This is a genomic window from Paenibacillus nuruki (assembly GCF_963311185.1).
In the GTDB taxonomy this organism is placed as follows: Bacteria; Bacillota; Bacilli; order Paenibacillales; family Paenibacillaceae; genus Saccharibacillus; species Saccharibacillus nuruki.
Genome location: NZ_OY725677.1, coordinates 4,634,245 through 4,654,684, shown reverse-complemented (window position 1 = coordinate 4,654,684; position 20,440 = coordinate 4,634,245). Strand labels below are relative to the sequence as shown.

General features: G+C 39.5%; 17 protein-coding genes and 1 riboswitch. Of the genes, 5 read left to right on the top strand and 12 right to left on the bottom strand.

The genetic code is table 11. The features are described from left to right. Positions 1–81 precede the first annotated feature (81 nt). Positions 82–984: a diacylglycerol/lipid kinase family protein gene (locus RCP16_RS20640; RefSeq protein WP_069327661.1), complete on the bottom strand. Its 903-nt coding sequence runs from the start codon at positions 982–984 to the stop codon at positions 82–84. A gap of 359 nt (positions 985–1,343) precedes the next feature. Between RCP16_RS20640 and RCP16_RS20635 the strand changes: the two genes are divergently transcribed. Continuing rightward, entirely contained in the window at positions 1,344–2,210 is an 867-nt protein-coding gene (locus RCP16_RS20635; RefSeq protein ID WP_069327660.1) for a YitT family protein, read from the top strand. A 319-nt stretch (positions 2,211–2,529) separates the two neighbouring features. On the opposite strand, the gene RCP16_RS20630 is transcribed toward RCP16_RS20635, so the two are convergent. The 4 genes from RCP16_RS20630 to RCP16_RS20615 all read right to left on the bottom strand — a co-directional run bounded on the left by RCP16_RS20630 (position 2,530) and on the right by RCP16_RS20615 (position 7,332). Next, positions 2,530–4,386 carry an ABC transporter ATP-binding protein gene (locus tag RCP16_RS20630; protein ID WP_069327659.1) on the bottom strand — a complete coding sequence of 619 codons (1,857 nt, stop codon included), beginning with the start codon at positions 4,384–4,386 and terminating at the stop codon, positions 2,530–2,532. Continuing rightward, positions 4,383–6,116, bottom strand: coding sequence for an ABC transporter ATP-binding protein (locus tag RCP16_RS20625; RefSeq protein ID WP_137223146.1), 1,734 nt, complete (start codon positions 6,114–6,116; stop codon positions 4,383–4,385). The genes RCP16_RS20630 and RCP16_RS20625 overlap by 4 nt, the downstream gene beginning before the upstream one ends. Beyond that, positions 6,116–6,604 (bottom strand): MarR family winged helix-turn-helix transcriptional regulator, encoded by a 489-nt coding sequence (locus RCP16_RS20620; protein WP_308641217.1) that lies wholly within the window; start codon positions 6,602–6,604, stop codon positions 6,116–6,118. The genes RCP16_RS20625 and RCP16_RS20620 overlap by 1 nt, the downstream gene beginning before the upstream one ends. Positions 6,605–6,813: 209 nt before the next feature. Then, positions 6,814–7,332, bottom strand: coding sequence for a MarR family winged helix-turn-helix transcriptional regulator (locus tag RCP16_RS20615; RefSeq protein WP_069327657.1), 519 nt, complete (start codon positions 7,330–7,332; stop codon positions 6,814–6,816). Positions 7,333–7,472: 140 nt separating this feature from the next. On the opposite strand from RCP16_RS20615, the gene RCP16_RS20610 reads away from it, so the two are divergent. Next, entirely contained in the window at positions 7,473–9,971 is a 2,499-nt protein-coding gene (locus tag RCP16_RS20610; protein WP_308641216.1) for an S-layer homology domain-containing protein, read from the top strand. Positions 9,972–10,089: 118 nt separating this feature from the next. Here RCP16_RS20610 and RCP16_RS20605 read toward each other — a convergent pair whose 3' ends face one another. The 4 genes from RCP16_RS20605 to cidR form a co-directional block, all read right to left on the bottom strand. Beyond that, entirely contained in the window at positions 10,090–12,384 is a 2,295-nt protein-coding gene (locus RCP16_RS20605) for an ATP-dependent DNA helicase (RefSeq protein ID WP_308641215.1), read from the bottom strand. Positions 12,385–12,691: 307 nt separating this feature from the next. Next, positions 12,692–13,039, bottom strand: coding sequence for a PIM8 family immunity protein (locus RCP16_RS20600; RefSeq protein ID WP_308641214.1), 348 nt, complete (start codon positions 13,037–13,039; stop codon positions 12,692–12,694). 264 nt (positions 13,040–13,303) lie between these two features. Beyond that, the gene (locus RCP16_RS20595; RefSeq protein WP_308641213.1) at positions 13,304–13,690 is read right to left on the bottom strand and encodes a hypothetical protein; all 387 of its coding nucleotides are present in this window, start codon (positions 13,688–13,690) and stop codon (positions 13,304–13,306) included. Positions 13,691–13,930: 240 nt separating this feature from the next. Beyond that, a complete protein-coding gene (cidR, locus tag RCP16_RS20590) occupies positions 13,931–14,815 on the bottom strand; it encodes a cidABC operon transcriptional activator CidR (protein ID WP_069328064.1) in 885 nt (294 codons plus the stop codon). A 130-nt stretch (positions 14,816–14,945) separates the two neighbouring features. Between cidR and RCP16_RS20585 the strand changes: the two genes are divergently transcribed. The 3 genes from RCP16_RS20585 to RCP16_RS20575 all read left to right on the top strand — a co-directional run bounded on the left by RCP16_RS20585 (position 14,946) and on the right by RCP16_RS20575 (position 16,974). Then, the gene (locus RCP16_RS20585; protein WP_137223156.1) at positions 14,946–15,317 is read left to right on the top strand and encodes a CidA/LrgA family protein; all 372 of its coding nucleotides are present in this window, start codon (positions 14,946–14,948) and stop codon (positions 15,315–15,317) included. Continuing rightward, a complete protein-coding gene (locus tag RCP16_RS20580; protein ID WP_069328062.1) occupies positions 15,314–15,994 on the top strand; it encodes a CidB/LrgB family autolysis modulator in 681 nt (226 codons plus the stop codon). The genes RCP16_RS20585 and RCP16_RS20580 overlap by 4 nt, the downstream gene beginning before the upstream one ends. Before the next feature lie 515 nt (positions 15,995–16,509). Continuing rightward, positions 16,510–16,974 carry an AbrB/MazE/SpoVT family DNA-binding domain-containing protein gene (locus RCP16_RS20575; RefSeq protein ID WP_069328061.1) on the top strand — a complete coding sequence of 155 codons (465 nt, stop codon included), beginning with the start codon at positions 16,510–16,512 and terminating at the stop codon, positions 16,972–16,974. A gap of 126 nt (positions 16,975–17,100) precedes the next feature. Here RCP16_RS20575 and RCP16_RS20570 read toward each other — a convergent pair whose 3' ends face one another. The 3 genes from RCP16_RS20570 to RCP16_RS20560 form a co-directional block, all read right to left on the bottom strand. After that, a complete protein-coding gene (locus RCP16_RS20570; RefSeq protein WP_308641212.1) occupies positions 17,101–17,880 on the bottom strand; it encodes a DUF2087 domain-containing protein in 780 nt (259 codons plus the stop codon). A gap of 260 nt (positions 17,881–18,140) precedes the next feature. Next, positions 18,141–18,746 (bottom strand): DUF1349 domain-containing protein, encoded by a 606-nt coding sequence (locus RCP16_RS20565; RefSeq protein WP_308641211.1) that lies wholly within the window; start codon positions 18,744–18,746, stop codon positions 18,141–18,143. Positions 18,747–18,946: 200 nt separating this feature from the next. Continuing rightward, the gene (locus RCP16_RS20560; RefSeq protein WP_069328058.1) at positions 18,947–20,125 is read right to left on the bottom strand and encodes an MFS transporter; all 1,179 of its coding nucleotides are present in this window, start codon (positions 20,123–20,125) and stop codon (positions 18,947–18,949) included. 117 nt (positions 20,126–20,242) lie between these two features. Further along, positions 20,243–20,342, bottom strand: a riboswitch (purine riboswitch). Positions 20,343–20,440 lie beyond the last annotated feature (98 nt).

Genomic DNA, 20,440 nt, shown 5'->3' with positions numbered 1-20,440 from the left:
AGAATACCAGCCAGTGCTAATCCCGCCTATCGTCAATATTTCATAGGATATTATAGGCTTTGGAGGCTATCGTATAACAATTTATTCTATATTGGATACAGGTTCTCCGATCAGAAATGTTAATTTACCGGATAATACGCCTAGCTCTGCGGGTGTCTCCAGATAGATTTCACCATCCATATCGGCAGGCATCGGTTGAGCAGTAGTTAATGTCGCTCGTGTGGTTCGAATATAATCTATATTGCTATATTGCGGATTCCATATTTCTTCTGTTTTGCGACTGACAATTTCACGAAGTAATGGCAATCCCGCCTCACGGATAATCAGCACATCTAATAGACCATCTTCTAATGAACTTGCTGGAAAAGGTAATGGATTGGTTCCCAAAAAGCGCCCATTTGCCACATAGATCATAATCGCTTCCCCATCGATCTCTCCTTCATCATGAGTCAAATGAAAAGTAAACGGTTCGGCTGTTCGTACCGTCTGTAATGTACTGAGAAAGTAACTAATTTTGCCCAAAGCACCTTTTAGATCAGGATTAATATTTTGCGAAGTCTCTGCAATTAATCCAATCCCGTAAAAGTTAGTAAAATATTGCCCGTTCACCGTTCCGATATCTAACGTACGGGTATGACGTTCATTGAGTACTTGTGCGGCTCTTTCCATCTGCTGAGGCATTAACAATGCTCGTGAAAAATCATTGCAAGTTCCGCCTGGCAATACCCCAATCACTGGAGGATGCTCTAATAGTGCTAATCCATTAATACATTCATGGACTGTTCCATCTCCACCTAAAATATAGACAACATCGTATTGTTCACCCAGTTCATGACATAACTGCTTCGCTTCACCGGGTCGATCTGTACGCCGTACATTTAATTCAGGTAATTGTGATGACAAAATGCCCAAAGCTGTTCCTAGTAATTCGGTCGTCAATGAACCTGCATTTCCATTGTAAATAAGTAGCCCTTTATTATACATAAAAGTACCCCCATGATTGGAGCATAAGATACTTATTCATACCCTTCTTTGCCCTATTTTTAAACGATTAGTAGACAAATACGTACATTTCTCTTGCTTGGCTACGATAACATGCGAAAAGCTTAATAATTCTGCCTTTTTTGAGGTTTATTGATTAAATTTTACGTTTTATTAGGATTGATAAGAAATTTATGATATTATTTATATAGGTAGCTTATCTTTTTTAGTACGATTGTGCTCTTTAGATATTGTTGAATAGTTCGATAGGTTCGCTTGTTTATGCAAGAATATCCATAACGTGTAGCGCTTATGGAATTAATCAATAATCCTACCTAATAATTTGAGAAAGAGGATTGTGTATGCCGAGAAAACACCGCAAATTAACTCCCGTCCAATTGCTCGCCAAATTCATTTTCATTACAACTGGTGCTGTAATGATGGCAGTAGCCCTCGAAATTTTCCTTATTCCTAACAGCGTAATCGATGGAGGAATTACAGGTATTTCAATCATTTTATCGGAAGTGACTCCGATTCCGCTAGGTCTCTTTATCTTTATTATCAATGTTCCCTTTCTGATTATCGGTTATAAACAGATCGGTAAAACGTTTGCTTTTTCTACATTATACGGGATTACAGTCATGTCTTTGATGACAGCTTACTTGCATCATGTACCTGCACTAACAGATGATAAGATCCTAGCCAGTATGTTTGGTGGTGTGATTCTTGGATTCGGGATTGGTCTGGTTATTCGCTTCGGTGGATCACTGGATGGTACAGAGATTGTAGCGATTTTACTTTCCAAACGATTCCATATGCCTGTAGGACAAATCGTTATGATTATCAACGTATTTATCTTTGCTGTTGCCGGGTTTGTATTTGGTTGGGATTCAGCGATGTTCTCGATCTTTACGTATTATATAGCAGCCAAAGTAATGGATATTGTTGTAGAAGGTCTAGAAGAATCCAAATCGGTTACGATCATTTCTTCCGAATATGAAGAAATCTCGCAAGCGATTGTGGATCGCCTTGGACGTAGTACAACCTTTATGTATGCTAAAGGTGGTTATTCCAAAGAAGACACACAAATGATCTATTGTGTCGTGACTCGTCTGGAACTTGCGAAGCTACGGACGATTGTACAAGATATTGACCCTTCTGCTTTCCTTGCGATTGAGCATGTGTCTGAAGTCATCGGTGGTAACTTTGAGAAGAAAAATATCCATTAATATTTCTAGTGAATTATGCTAGAGTAGTATTAAAAAAATGACCATAGCTATTTATTCAGCTAGCAAAGCCTCTTCGCTGTATGGCGAAGAGGCTTTTTATGTTTACAGATAAAACTGAGATGATAACCTATCATTTCTTTGTTAAAATCCGAATAAGACTGGTGTTGTAGTTCTGTCTAGAAGCTGCCTCGTGTTGGTCTTATTTATTTTCAAAAATTCTTATACTATATAGAATACTTTCAATAAAAAAAGCACGATCTTTTTCCTCTTTTAAGGATAAAGATCGTGCTTTTTATTATATTTTCTTTTTGATATGACGTTAATTTGCTATCTTCACCTGTCCAGTAAACTGACTATTGTACAGATCCGCATAAAATCCTTCTTGCTCTAACAATTCCAAATGCGTACCTGTCTCAATCACTTTACCGTGATTCATCACTAGAATCAGATCGGCTTCACGAATCGTCGATAAACGGTGAGCAATCACAAAGTTAGTGCGCCCTTCCATCAACGTATTCATCGCTTGTTGGATCAATACTTCGGTACGGGTATCGACACTACTGGTCGCTTCATCCAGAATCAGAATCGCAGGATCCGCTAAGATCGCACGCGCAATCGTTAATAACTGCTTTTGACCTTGTGAAATATTAGAAGCTTCTTCATTCAGAACAGTATCATAGCCATCTGGTAATGTACGAATAAAGTGATCCGCACGCGCCGCTTCAGAAGCTCGTATAATTTCTTCTTCTGTCGCATCTTCACGTCCGTACGCAATATTATCGCGAATACTTCCACCGAACAACCAGGTGTCTTGCAATACCATTCCGAATAAGCTGTGTAGTTCAGCACGTGACAATTCACGGATATTTTGACCGTCTATCGTAATCTGTCCGTTATTCAGTTCATAGAAACGCATTAACAGATTGATCAATGTCGTTTTCCCTGCCCCAGTCGGACCTACAATCGCAACTGTCTGTCCGGCACGCACCTCAATATTCATATCTTCAATTAATAATTCATCTTTTTTATAGCCAAAAGCTACATGTTCAAACGTGACATGACCACGTACAGGACGAGCAATCGTAGCTGTCGCTTGATCTTCTTCTTCCTGCTCATCCATAATTTCAAAAACACGTTCTGCTGAAGCAATCGTGGATTGAATAATATTAGAGATATTGGCAAGCTGTGTGATCGGTTGAGAGAATTGACGAGCATACTGGATAAAGGCTTGTACGCCACCAATCCCTACTGTTCCACGAGTGACCATAATACCGCCAATTACACAGATTAACACATAACCAATATTACTGATAAATGACATCAATGGCATGATCGTACCGGAAATGTACTGCGCTTTCCAACCCGACTCATACAGCTTTTCATTTAACTCATCAAATTGGGCTAAAGACTGCTTTTCCCGTCCAAATGCTTTGACAACACGGTGTCCGGTATACATTTCTTCCACATGTCCATTCAGATCACCCAGTGATGCTTGTTGTCCGGCAAAATGCTTTTGTGAACGCTTAGCAACCACAATCGTGACCAGCAGACTCAGTGGAATCGTTAAGATCGTAATTAGTGTCAACAGTGGGCTGATCGTCAACATCATAATGATTACACCCACCAGTGTCACGATCGATGTAATCAACTGGGTCAGACTTTGCTGTAATGTATTGCTAATATTGTCCACATCATTGGTTACCCGACTCAGCACTTCACCATGAGACTGCCTGTCATAGTAACGTAACGGTAGACGGGACAATTTGCTTTTCACATCTTTCCGCATTTCATAAACGGTATTCTGAGCCACACCAGACATAAAGTATTGCTGAAAATAAGCAAACAACGAACTAAATAGATACAATCCTGCCAGAATCATTAGCAGATCAATAATATATCTAAAGTTAATAGCAGTTCCTCCGGTGACACTATTAAACAATTCATCTGTCGCCATTCCCATAATACGGGGAGCCACAATACTGAATAATGTACTGAGCACCGCAGCAATTAGCACAACAAGTAATTGCATACGATAAGGCTTCAAGTAAGCTAGCAATCTTCGTAATGTGCCTTTAAAATCTTTAGGCTTTTCGCCCGGTAAAGACATCCGTGGTGGTCCGCCCATTTGTCCCGCTTGAGGTCGTTGTGGAGGTTTCGGTTTTTCTTCTTCACTCATGCGATTTCCTCCTCCGACAGTTGCGAAGATACAATCTCACGATAGACTTCGCTACTTTCTAGCAATTCACGATGGGTGCCTCGACCCACAATTTTGCCATCTTCTAACACAATAATCTGATCAGCATCCATGACTGTACTGACACGCTGAGCAATCATCAAAACAGCAGCGTCTGTTGTTTCTTCTTTGAGTGCTGCACGCAATCTAGAATCAGTTTTGAAATCAAGTGCTGAGAAGCTATCATCAAAAATATACAATTCTGGCTTACGTACCAATGCACGAGCTATCGACAACCGCTGCTTTTGTCCACCCGATACATTCGAACCGCCTTGAGCAATCACTGAATTGTATCCTTCTTTCATTTCACTAATAAATTCAGAGGCTTGCGCAATCGTAGCCGCATGCTTCATTTCTTCATCGGTAGCTTGTTCATATCCATACCGAATATTTTCTGCTATTGTGCCTGTAAACAATAATGCTTTTTGCGGTACATAGCCGATTTTCGCACGCAGTGACGCTTGATCACGTTCACGAATATCAATACCATCGACCAGAATTTGCCCACTTTCCACATCGTAAAAACGTGGAATTAGATTCACCAGTGTCGATTTTCCTGATCCTGTTCCACCGATAATGGCAGTCACTTCACCACTTTTGGCTTGAAACGAAATCTGTTCCAAAGCAGGTTGCTCTGCTCCTGGATAACGGAAGGTTACATTATCAAAAATCACACTGCCACGACGCTCTTGAAGTGTTGTAGTCACAGGTTGTTCAGGATCTTCAATCTCTGGTTTCATTTGCAAGACTTCATTAATGCGGGTTGCAGAAGCCGAAGCTCTTGGCACCATCACGAAGATTACAGATAACATTAAGAAGGAGAATAGAATCTGAGTCGCATACTGAATAAATGCCATCAGATCACCAACTTGCATATCACCATAACTAATCCGTACACTACCGAATCCAATAATCGCAATAATCGAGAAGTTCAAGACCAGCATCATAACAGGCATCATCAATGCCATCAATTTATTAACCGAAATTGCTGTATCCGCTAGATCACGACTGGCTCCATCAAATCGTTTACTTTCATACGTATCCCGATTAAATGCACGAATTACCCGAAGCCCAGTCAGATTCTCACGCATGACCATATTCAAGCGATCCAATTTGCTCTGCAATGCTTTGAATAGTGGCATTCCTTTACGAGCAATACTAAAAATCGCAAATCCTAACAATGGAATAACAACAACGAAAATAAGTGATAACTCTGCATCTTTGGAGATCGCCATAATAAGACCGCCAAGCATCATAAGCGGAGCCATTACCATCATCCGTAACATCATCGTTAGCACTTGTTGAAGTTGTGTAATATCATTAGTCGTACGCGTAATTAAAGAAGCTGTTCCGATACGATCAAATTCTTGCAACGAAAAATTTTCGACATGTGAAAATACACGACTGCGTAGATCACGACCAAAACCGATCGCAATCTTGGCTGAAAAATAACTAGCCGCGATGGAACATAACATTCCACCTGCGGCAAAGAGTAACATATATAAGCCAATACGCACAATATAAGCTGTATTCCCTGCCGCTATACCTGTATCTACAATATCAGCCATTAATGTAGGCAGGAACAATTCTGACATCGTTTGCAAAAATACCAACAGCAGAACCAGACCGATTCCACCGTAATACGGTCGAAGCTGTCCTAGCAGTTTGGTCATTACTCTGCATCCCCTTTATGTTCTGGCTCCGCAGGTTCAAACACTCGTTCTTGAAAATATGAAAAAACGCGACCCAATAATTCGGTTAATTTGCGACTATCTTCTTCTCCTAGATAATCAACCAAACCTTCAAATGACGTTTTGAATACAGCTAATGACTGTTCCATAATCGCTGCACCTTTATCAGTCAATGTGACACGAACAGCACGACGATCGCTTTGATCCATATTGCGCTCAACCAATCCATCGTTTTCCATCCCTTTGATCAATTGTGTAACGGTTGGAGACGTAACCCGAAGCAGACGACTAAGTTCAGAGACTTGCATCCCGCAACTGACCGAATCTGCTTTGTTACCGATACAGATCAAAGCCATAATTTCACTTGGTTTATATCCCGCTACTGGCTTTTGACGCCAATCTGCTTTACGAAAAAGACGAAACGCACGTAATAACTCTTCACCCATCGGTGATATTCCCTCAAACTTCAAATCTTCTTCCACCATTTATTCACCTCAACGTAAAATCCTATTATTTAGCCATACTAATTATTAGGTTAACTAATTTTAAATCTGTATGCAAACCTTGTCAATGTTTATAACCATATACTTTTAATTATATACACTTTTCGTAATAATCCTACATTTAATTCTTTATTTTAAGAGAATCCGTTTTATTTATATTTATATGGTAAATAATGTTATATTTCAAGCTGACTGCTTACTTCAAAACCTTCTCGAAGTTTGGATATCAGTTCCTGCATTTTCACAAAATCATCCTCATCGAACTTGGACGTAAGAGCAATCATTAAGCCAACATAGCCTTCTACATTTTGCTCTACAAATCGCATTCCTTTGTCGGTTAATTGCACCGATGTACGGCGACGGTCTTTGGCATCATGAATTCGTTTGACCCAACCTTCAGCTTCTAATCCATCCACCAGACCGGTAATCGTTCCTCTCGTCACCTGTGCTCGATCTGCCAATTCAGAAGGTAACAGACTACGATTCGTATCGGCATACAAAATGCACAACATCATAATTTTGCCCCGGGATAATCCCATCCCTGCAAAACGGGCATCCATACTTTTAAAAATCTCTTCAGCTGTACGGATAAATTGAATCGTTGTTTTCACCGATTGTGCAGCTGGTGTATGTTCAGGTATCCCTGTTAATTTCATAAAAGTCTGACTTAATACCTCCGAAATCTCCAACTTCACACCGATCACTCCTGATTCTTAACAAATTTTTAATCTTTTTTGCATAAAAATGTAAAGTTAAATCATTTGATTACGATAAACAGTTATATAGGTTTGCAAATTCTTGCGAACTATTCATATATAAAGGAGGACTATAACTGATGAGCAGTAATCCGTTTTACCCACGCCGTCTGCTACAAACAGGTATCTGTAGTGTGATGGCTGTCTTGTTACTACTACCACCGATTCCAACACACGCATCAGAATTAGCAAGACATGTGCAGAACGGTCAGGATACATTCCTGGGTGGAACCTATATTGAACTCGGGATTTCCAGCAGTGGAACACTCGGTACAGACAGTGACAGCCCATCCGGTTTTCATCCCGGAGATTTGAGACGCAATATTGGTATGAATGTGGACAAAGACGGTTATGATTTTGGTAAGGACATGACCAGTGGTGATTATGTATTGCCGGGAAGCCCTTCAGAAGGTTTTGTGGTCGGTTACAAACCGTCTGTATCTTCTAAGTCTCCACTCACATTTGTGAACGAAGAACAAAGTGGAAGTATTGATATTCCAAGCACCACTCAGGATTTATCCACGGATGAGCAATTAATCGCTCAAACATCTGGCAACACATCTGATCAAGCACTCGCTGTCCAACAGAACATTTCCTTCAAGCCGGGAGATGCTTTTTTCAAAACAACTATCACACTCAAAAATAACAGCGTTACAGATTCCGTGTACGATGTTCATTATATGCGCTTCCTTGATCCTGATATTGATGCTGATTTCCATGAAGATAACAGTACGATCAACTGGGTTCCTTCCAATCCACCTCAAGATGCCGAAGCGATTGCAGCGGCGATTGGGAATACCAGTGATAATATTTTCATGTATGTGGCACAAGATCCACGTGCTCAAGCATCTGTAGGATTCAGTCGTAACCCTTATATCGAACCTGCTTTTAAAAAAGATGGCGGTCAGCATATTCCAGCTGATCTTACCGATGATTGGTTAACACTGACATTTAATGCTGGCGATCTAGAACCCGGTGGCACAACCGAATTGGTATTCTATAGTAGTCTAGATTCCAATATGAATGGTGCGCTATCTAAAATTAGAGAAGATTATGCGGCGAGCACACTAGCTGTCCCTTCCGAGATCACGTTAACCGGCGATACGATTGCATGGAGCGTAGATGCTGGCACAACAGCAGGCTTACTGAACACCTCTACTCAAAATCCAAAAGTACAAGATTCCTTTACCTACACATTGATTGGTGGCGAGGGAAGTAGTGCTAACGATTATTTCACTATTCAAGATAATCAGGTGAAGACCACCAAAGCACTGACACGAGGCGTTACCAGCTATCCAATTCGTGTATTAGCAACAGGTAGTAATGGCAGTAATTTGGAACAAAGCTTTGTGATTCATGCCACTGCACCTGATTTGGGAACAGATCTTGCTTCTTTATCTATTGAAAATGGAGCTTTAACTCCTTCATTCTCACCTGAAAATACAACCTATGCGGTAACATTACCTGATGGAACCACACAGACAACAGTAAAAGCGAGTGTCTATAATCCAGACGCATCACTTCTTATTAATAATGTGACGGTAGCAGATAGTGTATATGCGGAAGAACCGATAACACTTCAATCTGGATTAACAACGATTACGCTCGAAGTGCGTGGTACTAATGGAATTTCCAAATTTTATAAGGTTCAGGTATCTTCTAATTCGACACTTCCACCTGTAGTACCTGTTGAGACTACAGAACCTGTTCCAAATGATTCCGTACCAGCAATGCCAACACAAACGACTCCAACAACAGACACGTATACAGGCTTGCCAGTCTCTCCACCACTGGTCATAACAGCACCATTTGTACCTGTTGTACCGACTGAACCATTACCATCAACTGAAGTGGTCACTGGCGGTGGAGGCGGAAGCGCTATTGGAGCATCTGCGCTGGATGATAATCCAACGTATAATGAATTAGCGAACGGCACTACCACTACACCAGCTAAAAATACCGATGCAACGACCAAAGCACCTCCGAAGTCGACAACCAATGTAAAAGCAAGCAGTTATATTCAAGGTTATCCAGATGGCACATTCCGTCCTGATCAGAAAGTTACCCGTGCGGAATTATCGGTTATGTTAGAGCGTGCTCTGACATTACAACAAGCAGGAACAACAGCCACTGCCACAAGCAGTACCGATTTTAAAGATGTACCGACTTCTTACTGGGCAGCTTCCAGTATTCAAAGTATCGAAGGAAGCGGTTGGTTACAAGGGTATCCGGGCGGCAACTTCAAGCCTGCTCAACCGATGACTCGCGCTGAACTCGCTACATTGATTACTCGCTGGCAAGGACTGAACAGCACATCTACAGCTTTGTTGCCAGCAGATGTTCAAGGGCACTGGGCAGCTGATACGATCAGTGAAGTCATTCAATCCGGATGGATGAAAGGATATCCAGACGGTCAATTTTATCCGAATCAAGCAGTCAGTCGGGCTGAGATTGTTACTGTATTGAATCGTGTACTGGGTGAGGACACATCTTCTACGTCTACTACAGCAAGTAGCTGGAAAGATGTAACTCCTGGACACTGGGCATATAGCGAAATTACCAAAGCTTCACAGAAATAAGTATTTAAGGGTTACACTATAGAATTGTACGCGAATACCCCTGCACAGTTGCGATATGAACTGTACAGGGGTATTTTTTGAATCTGTGATCTATATCTATAAATCACTTTATAAAATCTTATGGCTGAGAATCACTACGCCACTCTGTTGGTAACAACTGATAATAAGGACGTTGCAAAAAGCGATCATCCACCAGCATCAATAGTCCCCGATCTTCTTCGGTACGAATCAGGCGACCTCCCGCTTGAAGGACTTTGTTCATTCCGGGATAGACATACGCATAATCGAATCCATTGAATCCAGCCTGACTGAAATGCTCACGAATCAATTCTCGCTCAGGTCCAATCTGTGGTAGCCCTACACCGACAATAATGACACCTGTTAGGCGATCACCCGCTAGATCAATCCCTTCACTGAATATTCCACCCATCACCGCAAACCCTGTTAAGGTACGCGGATTATCACTTTGAAAAGCATTCAGAAAACGGTCTCGTTCTTCTTCTGCCATTCCAGACTGCTGAATCAATACATCTGTTTCTACATCTAATGTCTCAAAAATATCAATCACATCTTGCATATATTGATAAGAAGGGAAAAAAGCTAAATAATTGCCTGGTCGCTTATTGATCAGTTGAGCCAGTACATTTGCAAGTTCTGTTCGTGTACGCTCCCGATCCCGATAACGTGTAGACAACGGTACAATCTGTACCTCCAATTGTTCTCGTGAAAAAGGAGATGGAATCGAAATATTATAATCGTCTTCCTCTGCCCCTAACATATCGCGGTAATACCGAATTGGAGATAATGTCGCTGAGAAGTGAATCACTGAGCGATATCCTTTAGCCGTCTGTCGAAGTTGTAGCGAAGGATCAATACAGAACATCCGTAAATGCACATCACTACCCTGCACTTCCGCATACGTCATATGACTCTCCATATCATACAATCGCCCAATTCGTAGAAAAGCCTGCACCGCAAAATACGTTTCCAGCAACAACTGGATATCCCCCTGATCTCCTTGCTCTAGCAAGGTAACTTCAGCTCGAATCACAAACTCTTCTAACAGTGGGAAAATTTCTTCTGGGGCTTGTTGTCGCTGGATCAACTTGCCATCTTCGCCTTGCTTCCGTAACCGAATAAAGTACGCATTGATCGCACTAGAGATTTTGGCTAACGATTCCGCCGAGTCTTTATAATCTCTTTTCAAATCCAGAAAAGCAGACTTGTTCAATGCTGCCGAAAACATATTGCGTCCACGATCGACCAGATTATGGGCTTCATCGACTAACAAAATCGTTTTTTTACGCATATCATCGGATAAACGTTTGAATGAAACTTTCGGATCAAACACATAGTTATAATCGCAAATGACAGCGTCTGACGCATACGAAGAATCAATCGATAATTCAAATGGACATAGATGATGTTTTTGCGCATATTGTTCGATCACTGCACGGGTCATCAGTGTTTCATTACTCATCATATCAAGAATAGCGCCATTAATACGGTCATAGTAACCTTCTGTATATTCGCAATTATCGCGTCCGCCTGTACTATTTGCCAAACAGAAGCAGACTTTGTCTTTGGCAGTAATCGTCACTCCATGTAGATTCAAGCCACTGCTTTCCATCCGTTGTAGTGCTTCTTCGGCATTGGCTCTGGTGACCGTTTTGGCAGTCACATACATCAATCGTTCTGCTTGCTCGCTTCCGATCGATTTGATCGCTGGAAATAACGTCGAAATCGTTTTACCTGTTCCTGTCGGTGCTTCGGCAAATAAATTCAGTTTCTCACCGATTGTTTTGTAGACTGCTCCTGCAAATTTACGTTGACCGGATCGGTAACCGGCAAAAGGAAACGCTAACTGCTCAATACTATCGTTACGCTTCTGACGGTGCTTGGCGATCATTTCCGCATAAGGTGCATATTCAGCTACCGTATCGTTAGCAAACTGTTGTAGTTGTGCACGGGTCTGTATACGTTCAAGCTTGGTCTCTTTGCCACTGCTTTTGTGTACATAAGTTAATTGGATTCTCACCTGTTCCAGATGACGATCTTGTGCGAGGATATAACCGTACATCTGTGCTTGCGCCCAGTGCACCTCTCGCCCGTCTCCAATATCCTCTGCTGAAATCGAAGTGGACTTGATCTCATCGACAGTGAGTAGCCCTTGTTCATCCACCCATAATCCATCGCAGCGCCCTTCGATCCGAAAGAGCAGATCATGATAAGCGATTTCGGTTTTGAGATGGACTTCTTTTTCCCCGTGTTCGCCGTATCCTTCTTGAATCTGTTTGTGAATACGTGTTCCTTCTTGCATCGACTGAGCGACACGGAAGCCTGATTCGATACTACCTGTCCGATACACATATTCCACTAAAGTCCGTACTGAAATATCGATAACGGTCGTCACCTTCCGCACCTTCTCTCTATTGGTTGTTTCTTTGGTTTGTTAAGATTGTTGAGGTTGTTGAGTAAGCATCATTTCTATTGTACTGTAATCTCTTTATTTTACCAAAAGCATTCATATCTACAAAAACCGGAGGATGGATTATTTAAGTGAGTACGTTATATATAATAAATTTTGATTAATAAGTTTAACTCCAATTAAATGACAAAGAAAGCTATCTATTATTCTATAAAATAATAGATAGCTACTGATATAATAATATGTTCCCTCAATTTTTTTGATATGTAACAAAATTAGTGTTGATTTAAAACTATATCATTTCGAAATCAAAATCTTTGCAATAAAATGAGAAGGTAAGATTTTCTTCTTCAACAATTCTGTAATTGATATCTTCCATTTGGTCTTTGGATACGTCGTTTATTTTAATCATTAATGTTAGTATTCCTTCCAAGCTACCTATGTTAATATCTCTTGCATGTAGAAAGGTGATTCGCATTTTACTATTTCCTTCAACAAAAGTATTACATAAAATAACCTCTATATTGTATTCTGAACGATTGCTTTTGCTCAGATCACGATAAGCATGTAGAGATTCTAGATTAGGAAATGCTCTATGTTGTTGACCAAATTCAGCTATACGTTCTTTTGATGTTCTCATACTCTATACTCTCCTATGTTATACAAGATCATAATATCGTCTCTTTTCTTGATATAAATCTATAGCGACTGCTAAATCTAAGATGATATAGTCATTTACAAGTACTTTGTAGAAATCTTCTGCTTGATCAGGTATCCAATATAAAATATATGCGATGATCATGTCAGGACATGGATTTGTAATATGATCACCAACTTTATGAGGTTCTGTGAACCCTTCTAACGTACCTATCCCATCAATAGTCAGTTCGCTTATGTTAGTACATCATATATTCTCCTTAGCTGTTAACAAACGATATGAAATCTGTTGTGCTACAATCAAAAATTCGACCTCTTCAGAATATTCTTCAGCTAAAAATTTAAAAATGTAATGTGAATGTTCTACTTTTAATTTCAAATTCATTTGTCTTTCTTCTTCTGCATTTAGTAGAAATAGAGACATGTGACTTGTATTTGTATACCAGTCCATTAATAAAGAAGTAAAGAAAATCCCTTTGAATTTGATCTCGATGTCTGGATAACTAAGACTAAGCCCACCATGGATAATCATTTCATCTTGAAGCAAACTTATAACTGTAAAATCAAACCATAGCTCTTTTTCAATATATTTATTTAGCTCTTTGACTACTTGTTCTACTTCATATCTTTCCACACCTAAAGCTCCTCTAATATTATTTTACTACTACCTTTAAGCAATTTTAAATATATACATTTATATATTAATTCTCTTTATCTTAGATGCTGATGCTTTAATTTCATACTATATAATTTAAAAATTACTAACTATAAGTTTTATTAGATTACATATCTACTCAGACTACTAAAAAAAGGATACACCCTCAAATAGGCATACCCTTATTCACCAATCTCTAATGACTTCCACAGCCACCCTTTATTTCCCCAAAAACTCTCTTGTAAATCGAAGCCATTCGCGAGCGGCGAAAGATAAATAGCGGTCTTGATGCCAGATCATGCCCAGTTGCCAAGGAATAGACGGGTTCACCAATGGCAGGATATGCACATGATCCCGGCTAATCTGCTGACAGATGGTCTCAGGTAAAAGAGCTACTCCCAAGCCTGCTCCAACCATTTCACTAATTAAGTCCCACTGCGAACTTTCATAGATCACTTTCGGTTGAAATCCTGCTCGGATACACGCATCGATAATACGACCATGCAAGGTAAAGTCTTCACTAAAAATAATAAATGAATCTTCTGCGAGTGTACTTAACTCAGCACAATCTTGGTGCGCGAATCGGTGATGGTTCGGTACGAGTAGATTCAATTTTTCCTCGGTAAAGGAGAAATGGTTTAATACATTCTCGGTCACAGGTAATACAGTGACTCCAATATCTAGCGCACCGTTTGCAACATCTTGCTCTACCTTTTTTCCACCATTTTCAAAAAGCTGAATCGTTACATCTGGATACAACTGATGGAACTTTCCAATAATCTGTGGGAAAAATCGTGAACCGATCATTGGTGGTAATCCGATACGTAAATGCCCTGTTTTGAGGTTTCGTAGATCGTCTAACTCGGAGGATAAATTTTGAAAAGACTTTACAATAATGCGAGCTTGATGCTGGATCACTTTGCCTGCATCGGTTAATTCGACGGTACGCCCGATTCGATTAAACAGCTTGGCACCTAATTCATCTTCTAATGAACGGATTGTTTTGCTGATCGTAGGTTGTGTAATAAACAGCGCTTCTGCCGCTTTGGTAAAGCTTCCCAACCTCGCAACTTCCATAAAATACTGCAAATGCCGAATATCCATGTCGCTTTCCTCCTATAGACAGATGGAATACATTTCATGCCATATATGAATTTTACCTATGAAAGAAACAGATGTAAAATTTTCATATAGACAATCATTCGGAGTCAATAAGAGAGAAGGTTTAACATAGATGAGAAATATCATGAAAGGAATACTTCAGGTTGCTGTACTGATGGGCTTTTCTGAACTGTTAAATGTATTGGTGCGCTGGTTACACCTACCTGTACCGGGTAGTATTATCGGCATTGCTCTTGTATTTATATTGTTACAGACCAAAGTGATCAAGCTTGAATGGGTAGAGCTTGGAGCGAACTGGTTACTGGCTGAACTGTTATTGTTCTTTATTCCTTCAGCGGTCGGTATTATGAATTATATCCCGATGTTAGAACATGATGGGGTACGAATTGTCGTTATTGTTATACTCAGCACGATATTAGTGATGGTCAGTTCAGGATTACTTGCTGGAACGATGGCCAAGCGGAAGGAGCGTCACGCAGGATGAATACTTTATTATTCTTACTACTAACATTGTTAATCTATATGGTCACCAAAAGAATATATCGCCGCTTTCCGCGTGTCTATCTATCTCCACTGCTGATTACGCCACTGATTCTAGTGATTCTTTTGCTGACTATTCATGTGCCTTATACCGCTTATAATCAAGGTGGACAATGGTTATCTCGATTACTACAGCCGGCGACGATTGCTTTTGCTATTCCATTGTACAAAAATATCCAAACCCTCAAAAAGCATGCAGTTGAGATTGTATCCAGTGTTCTATTCGGTTCGATTGTAGCGGTAACTTCGTCTGCATTATTAGCGAAGCTTTTACATTTGGATAGTGGTCTGATGAGCAGTATTATTCCGCGCTCGATTACTACACCGATCGCTATGAACGTTTCTCAAGCGATTGGCGGTGTGCCTACAGTAACAGCGGTATTTGTGATTATGACCGGATTGATCGGTACGATTGTAGGTCCTTTTATTGTGAAATGGTTACGGATCGACGGCGAGATTGCACGAGGCATTTTATTTGGTACAGCGGCACACGGAACAGGTACATCCAAAGCATTTGAGCTTAGTTCTTTAACCGGTACGATTTCCAGTATTTCGATGATTTTGGCGGCGTTATTCACACTCGCTGCTACTCCTGTATTGATGATGGTTATGCTACCTTAACAGGTAGCTTTTTTTATTTCAGATATGTTTATAGTATCGTATGTATATCTGAAATTTGAATCTATTCGCAGATGGGTGTATGATAACAAAGTAGATGTTACATATTGCTTTAAAACGCTTAATGTCAATCGATAAGCAGGTGATTTTACGGCTAAATGATTCCTAATATTGAAATAAACAATTATATATTTAAATGAATTTTTATACAAATTATTCAAATTTGATATTTTTTGTTTTTATCCGTTTTCATGCTTAAATCATACTAATTAGATCTAAATCATAATGAAAATTTATATTTTCACGATAGAAAATAAGCATCTTCAATTGATTTAATGCATAATTATGTAGTTAACTAAATATAGAAGTTATATTTTTTGCATTAATTTTGTTCCTTATCTGTATATTCGATGTTACTATGAATTTATACAAATAAGGGATTAGAAAGTAAATAACCTTACTTTTCTAGTTACTTTTATTTTTCTCTTTTATAAATTTGACCAAGCGGAGGAACTCTTATGAAAAAAACCGGTATGGTCCGTCAATTGGACAGTCTAGGACGCATCGTTATTCCGAAAGAAATACGCGATACGATGGAAATTGGTGTCAGCGATCCTATGGAATTCTTTATCACAGAAAAAGAAATTATTTTTCGGAAACATAAAGGAATTCAATGTATCTTTTGCGGAACATTTGACAATCTAATCTATTATAAAGATCAATTTATTTGTGGAGATTGTACCGAACAGATGGGCGATGAGACTCAACATATCGCTTTAGAAGATATGCCTAGTGCACCCGCACCTAATCGCAATCTACAATCATCTTTACGTAAATCACGGAGTAAACGGGGGGAAATGCTGACGAAAGTAGAAGATACGATGAAAGCTAATCCAGAAGCAACGCAAAATGAATTGGCTCGTATTCTAGGTATTTCTCAAAGTCGTATCTGTCAGATTCAAAAAGAACTGCGTGCTAAATAAATAGATCAAAAACCTCTCTGTGCTTTGAGTGTCAGAGAGGTTTTTTTAATCTATTCTATACATGATAACTAACTTACATATCACACTTTTTAATATTAAATTCTGTGTACTTATGCTTGCTAGCACTTATTGTTTTACCCAGTACTGACTTCCATCATCTAATCGGTCCATAAATCCATACTCGATCATATAGCGGCGTAGGGTAACATAGTCTGCAAAAGAACGCTTCAGAACCTCATTAACTTCTTTTTCTGTATACTTTTTACCAAGTTCGAAGCCATTCATCAGATGGCGTAAAATAACAATTTTGCGCTTTTCTTTACGCGGAAAATTGGTTAGTGAACCTTCTAATCCATCCGGGAAATATTGATTTAAAATATCTTTACTTTCTTTCTCAGTCACAGCATAACGCTCATCCACCATCGTTGCTGTACGATGCACAGACACTAATGGAGCTGGATCATTTTGCTGTTCTTCTAATAATTCCATAATCGCTAGAAATACTTTGGCTTGCTTGGTCTTCTCTCGTAACGCAAAGCGGTGATTACGAATTGTTGATTTGCTACCGCCCACTTCAGCCACAATCTCCGTATCTGAACGCCCTTGATAAAAAGATTGCACCATTCCACTTTGGATATCCGTGAGCCCTGTCCACTTTTTATCTAGCTCCAACAAATAAGAAAACATAGATGTGTGCTGTTGCTGAATATAATGTGGCATATAACGTTCTGCTTCGTAAAAGACCCCTTCTTCTTGATAAATTACTCCCTTTTCACACGTCTTCCCATCAATCAAGCATATAAAACGACCTAATGAATGAGTATCTTCTTCGAATACATAACCACGCTTCAGATCGGATAACGCTGCTTTCCAGAATCGATCTGATATTTCTTGATTTTTTTCCATATCTTTATCTCCTTCTAGACAAATTTGATTTTATCTATTCATTTCATAGATATTATATATTTATGTTTATTTAAAAGCAAACGTTTTTTGATTTCGTCTATAATTTTATAGTTGAATATACAAAACGATCTAGACATAAATAATGATTCACTCCAATTAAAACAACAAAAAAAGCTACCTCATAACAATCAGGTAGCTGTACAATCAACCAAAAAACTCATCCAAAAACATACACACTTCAATAGAACGGAATCGACTGCTTATTTGCCCACTCTAATATTTTTGACTGTTCTTTGTTCTAACGAAAAATGCGAGTATGTTCGTTCTCCACCTTGACCTGTAGGGGCTTGGGGTAGTAATCCTACTTTCACTTGTTGATCGACAGGTAAATAAAAGAATCGAACCATATCAAAGCGAACACCATCTAACGAATAATGAAAAGCAAATGACTGCCCAACACGTGCCACTTGAAGCCATGCCGTATTGCCTTCTACATTGTTGCCATTAGCATCATCTGAGAATGTATTGGTGATCACGCTTACAATCGAATGTGTATAAAAATCAGTATATTCAAAACATAATTTCGCCCATAGCTTTTCATCTTGCATCACCATAATCGAAGCAGAATCATAGACATCTTTGAAATCATGCTTCACTTGTACACGCATCACAAAGTCACCAGATACCTCTGTAAAAAAGAAAGGAGCATTGGTCAACGATTCAGGTGTGATTCCTTCTTCTGATACGCCCCCATGATTGCAAAAGAAATCACTTTGAGCAGGTGCATGTAAAATAACGTTGTCCTCTTCAAAACGTATAGCATTTTCATTAAGCCAATTAAAGTTTGCGAAATCTGTTTTTGGCATTATTATCTCCTCTGATATGTATTGGTTTTTCATTGCTAAGATAGCATGATCTATAGTCCATGTCACTGTATTTTTGCATCAAGATAGCAGTTGTTTATTATCTGTACTAATCAAAAAAACACGGATAAGATCTTAGACGCAGATCATATCCGTGTTTTTTAATTCACCCTATATTAAAACCATACATAATGATATTTATTTTAGCGAGTAATCGTATTCGCTACATTACGAGATCTTACAGGCTTGGACAATAAGTAGAACAAGGCGATTCCAAAAGCAACCACGATAATTCCGCCACCTACCCAAGCATTAATAGCGATATTGCCTGTATTTTTGATCAATACACCGCCCATAGCAGAACCTACAGCAATACCAATTTGCAATGCTGAGAAGTTAAAGCTTTGTTGGATATCCGAAGATTCCGGTGCATATTGGATCAAATAACTTTGTTGAGCCGGAGCAAGAGCCCAGCTTAGTGCACCCCAGATAAATAGTGCAATTGGGAATATATAAACGTACTGACTAGCCATCGGCAAAGTGAACATAATAACAGCGAACACACTTACCACTAGCAAAATACTCTTTTTACTACCTAGACGATCTGATAATGCTCCACCGATCATCCCGCCACTTACTGCTGCAAGACCGAATACGAAGTATACGATACTGATCCAGTTGGAATTTAGACCCATCATGGTTTCAAGGAAAGGCGTAAGGTACGCATATAATGTATAATGCCCTGCTAAAGTAAGCATCGTTACTAGATGAGCACTAATAATTTTGATATCTTTAAGTGAAGCCAGTTGTTGCTTCAATGTCTGCATCTTTTCTAAAGGAACATGATCCATAAATAGATGTACAACCACCATAGCAACCAGTGTCAATACAGCAATCGCAAGGAACAATACACGCCAGCCGAATGCTTCTTCCGCTAATACGCCGAAAGGCAATCCAAGTACGATGGAAGAACTGATACCCATCGAAATAATACCGATTACGCGTGCCCGATATTCTGGAGCCACGATTTTGACAGCAATCGTTAATGATAACGTTACAATCAGCGAACCACTTGCCGCTGTGATAATACGAGATAAGAATAAGATACCATACGTTGGGCTCCAGAACGCAACCAGACTACCCAGTGTAAAGATAAGCATCGACCATAGGTATAACTTTTTCCGCTCCACCTTAGCCGTTACTGCAAGTAGTGTTGGGCCAGAGATGGCGTAGACCAAGGCATAGATCATAATCAATTGCCCTGCTGTACTTACAGATACATTCAAGTCGGATGCGATCTGTGGCAATACACCACCGATAATCAATTCAATCAGACCGACTGTAAATGTAGCAATCGTCAATATTAATACTTTGAAATTCATATCTATCTTCTCCTTTGTTCTTGATGTCAGCAAGTGACTTGCGTCTATTCCATCATAGTCCGTAGAAGTTTATGCTCGTAAAGACGCAAAAAAATCCTGACTACAAAAGATGGGTGCGACGAGCACACTTAATTTTGTAATCAGGATTGTTCGGTTCCTGGTAGAGACCCTCAAACCATATTATTGAGGTTATACATTATACATCAATGAATTTTATTTAGTTAGGATAAAGCTAACGAACATATAACAACGTCTACTACTGTAATTGATTATAGAAGAAATTTCAACCCCTATTCTTCAAAATTTGGGCATTTT

Bases quoted from the DNA above. Each gene is read 5' to 3' on its own strand.
- RCP16_RS20575 (WP_069328061.1), top strand. From the start codon at position 16,510: ATGAAAAAAACCGGTATGGTCCGTCAATTGGACAGTCTAGGACGCATC.
- RCP16_RS20565 (WP_308641211.1), bottom strand. From the start codon at position 18,746: ATGCCAAAAACAGATTTCGCAAACTTTAATTGGCTTAATGAAAATGCT.
- RCP16_RS20600 (WP_308641214.1), bottom strand. From the start codon at position 13,039: ATGAGAACATCAAAAGAACGTATAGCTGAATTTGGTCAACAACATAGA.
- RCP16_RS20560 (WP_069328058.1), bottom strand. From the start codon at position 20,125: ATGAATTTCAAAGTATTAATATTGACGATTGCTACATTTACAGTCGGT.
- cidR (WP_069328064.1), bottom strand. From the start codon at position 14,815: ATGGATATTCGGCATTTGCAGTATTTTATGGAAGTTGCGAGGTTGGGA.
- RCP16_RS20570 (WP_308641212.1), bottom strand. From the start codon at position 17,880: ATGGAAAAAAATCAAGAAATATCAGATCGATTCTGGAAAGCAGCGTTA.
- RCP16_RS20585 (WP_137223156.1), top strand. From the start codon at position 14,946: ATGAGAAATATCATGAAAGGAATACTTCAGGTTGCTGTACTGATGGGC.
- RCP16_RS20625 (WP_137223146.1), bottom strand. From the start codon at position 6,116: ATGACCAAACTGCTAGGACAGCTTCGACCGTATTACGGTGGAATCGGT.
- RCP16_RS20580 (WP_069328062.1), top strand. From the start codon at position 15,314: ATGAATACTTTATTATTCTTACTACTAACATTGTTAATCTATATGGTC.
- RCP16_RS20610 (WP_308641216.1), top strand. From the start codon at position 7,473: ATGAGCAGTAATCCGTTTTACCCACGCCGTCTGCTACAAACAGGTATC.
- RCP16_RS20635 (WP_069327660.1), top strand. From the start codon at position 1,344: ATGCCGAGAAAACACCGCAAATTAACTCCCGTCCAATTGCTCGCCAAA.
- RCP16_RS20640 (WP_069327661.1), bottom strand. From the start codon at position 984: ATGTATAATAAAGGGCTACTTATTTACAATGGAAATGCAGGTTCATTG.
- RCP16_RS20630 (WP_069327659.1), bottom strand. From the start codon at position 4,386: ATGAGTGAAGAAGAAAAACCGAAACCTCCACAACGACCTCAAGCGGGA.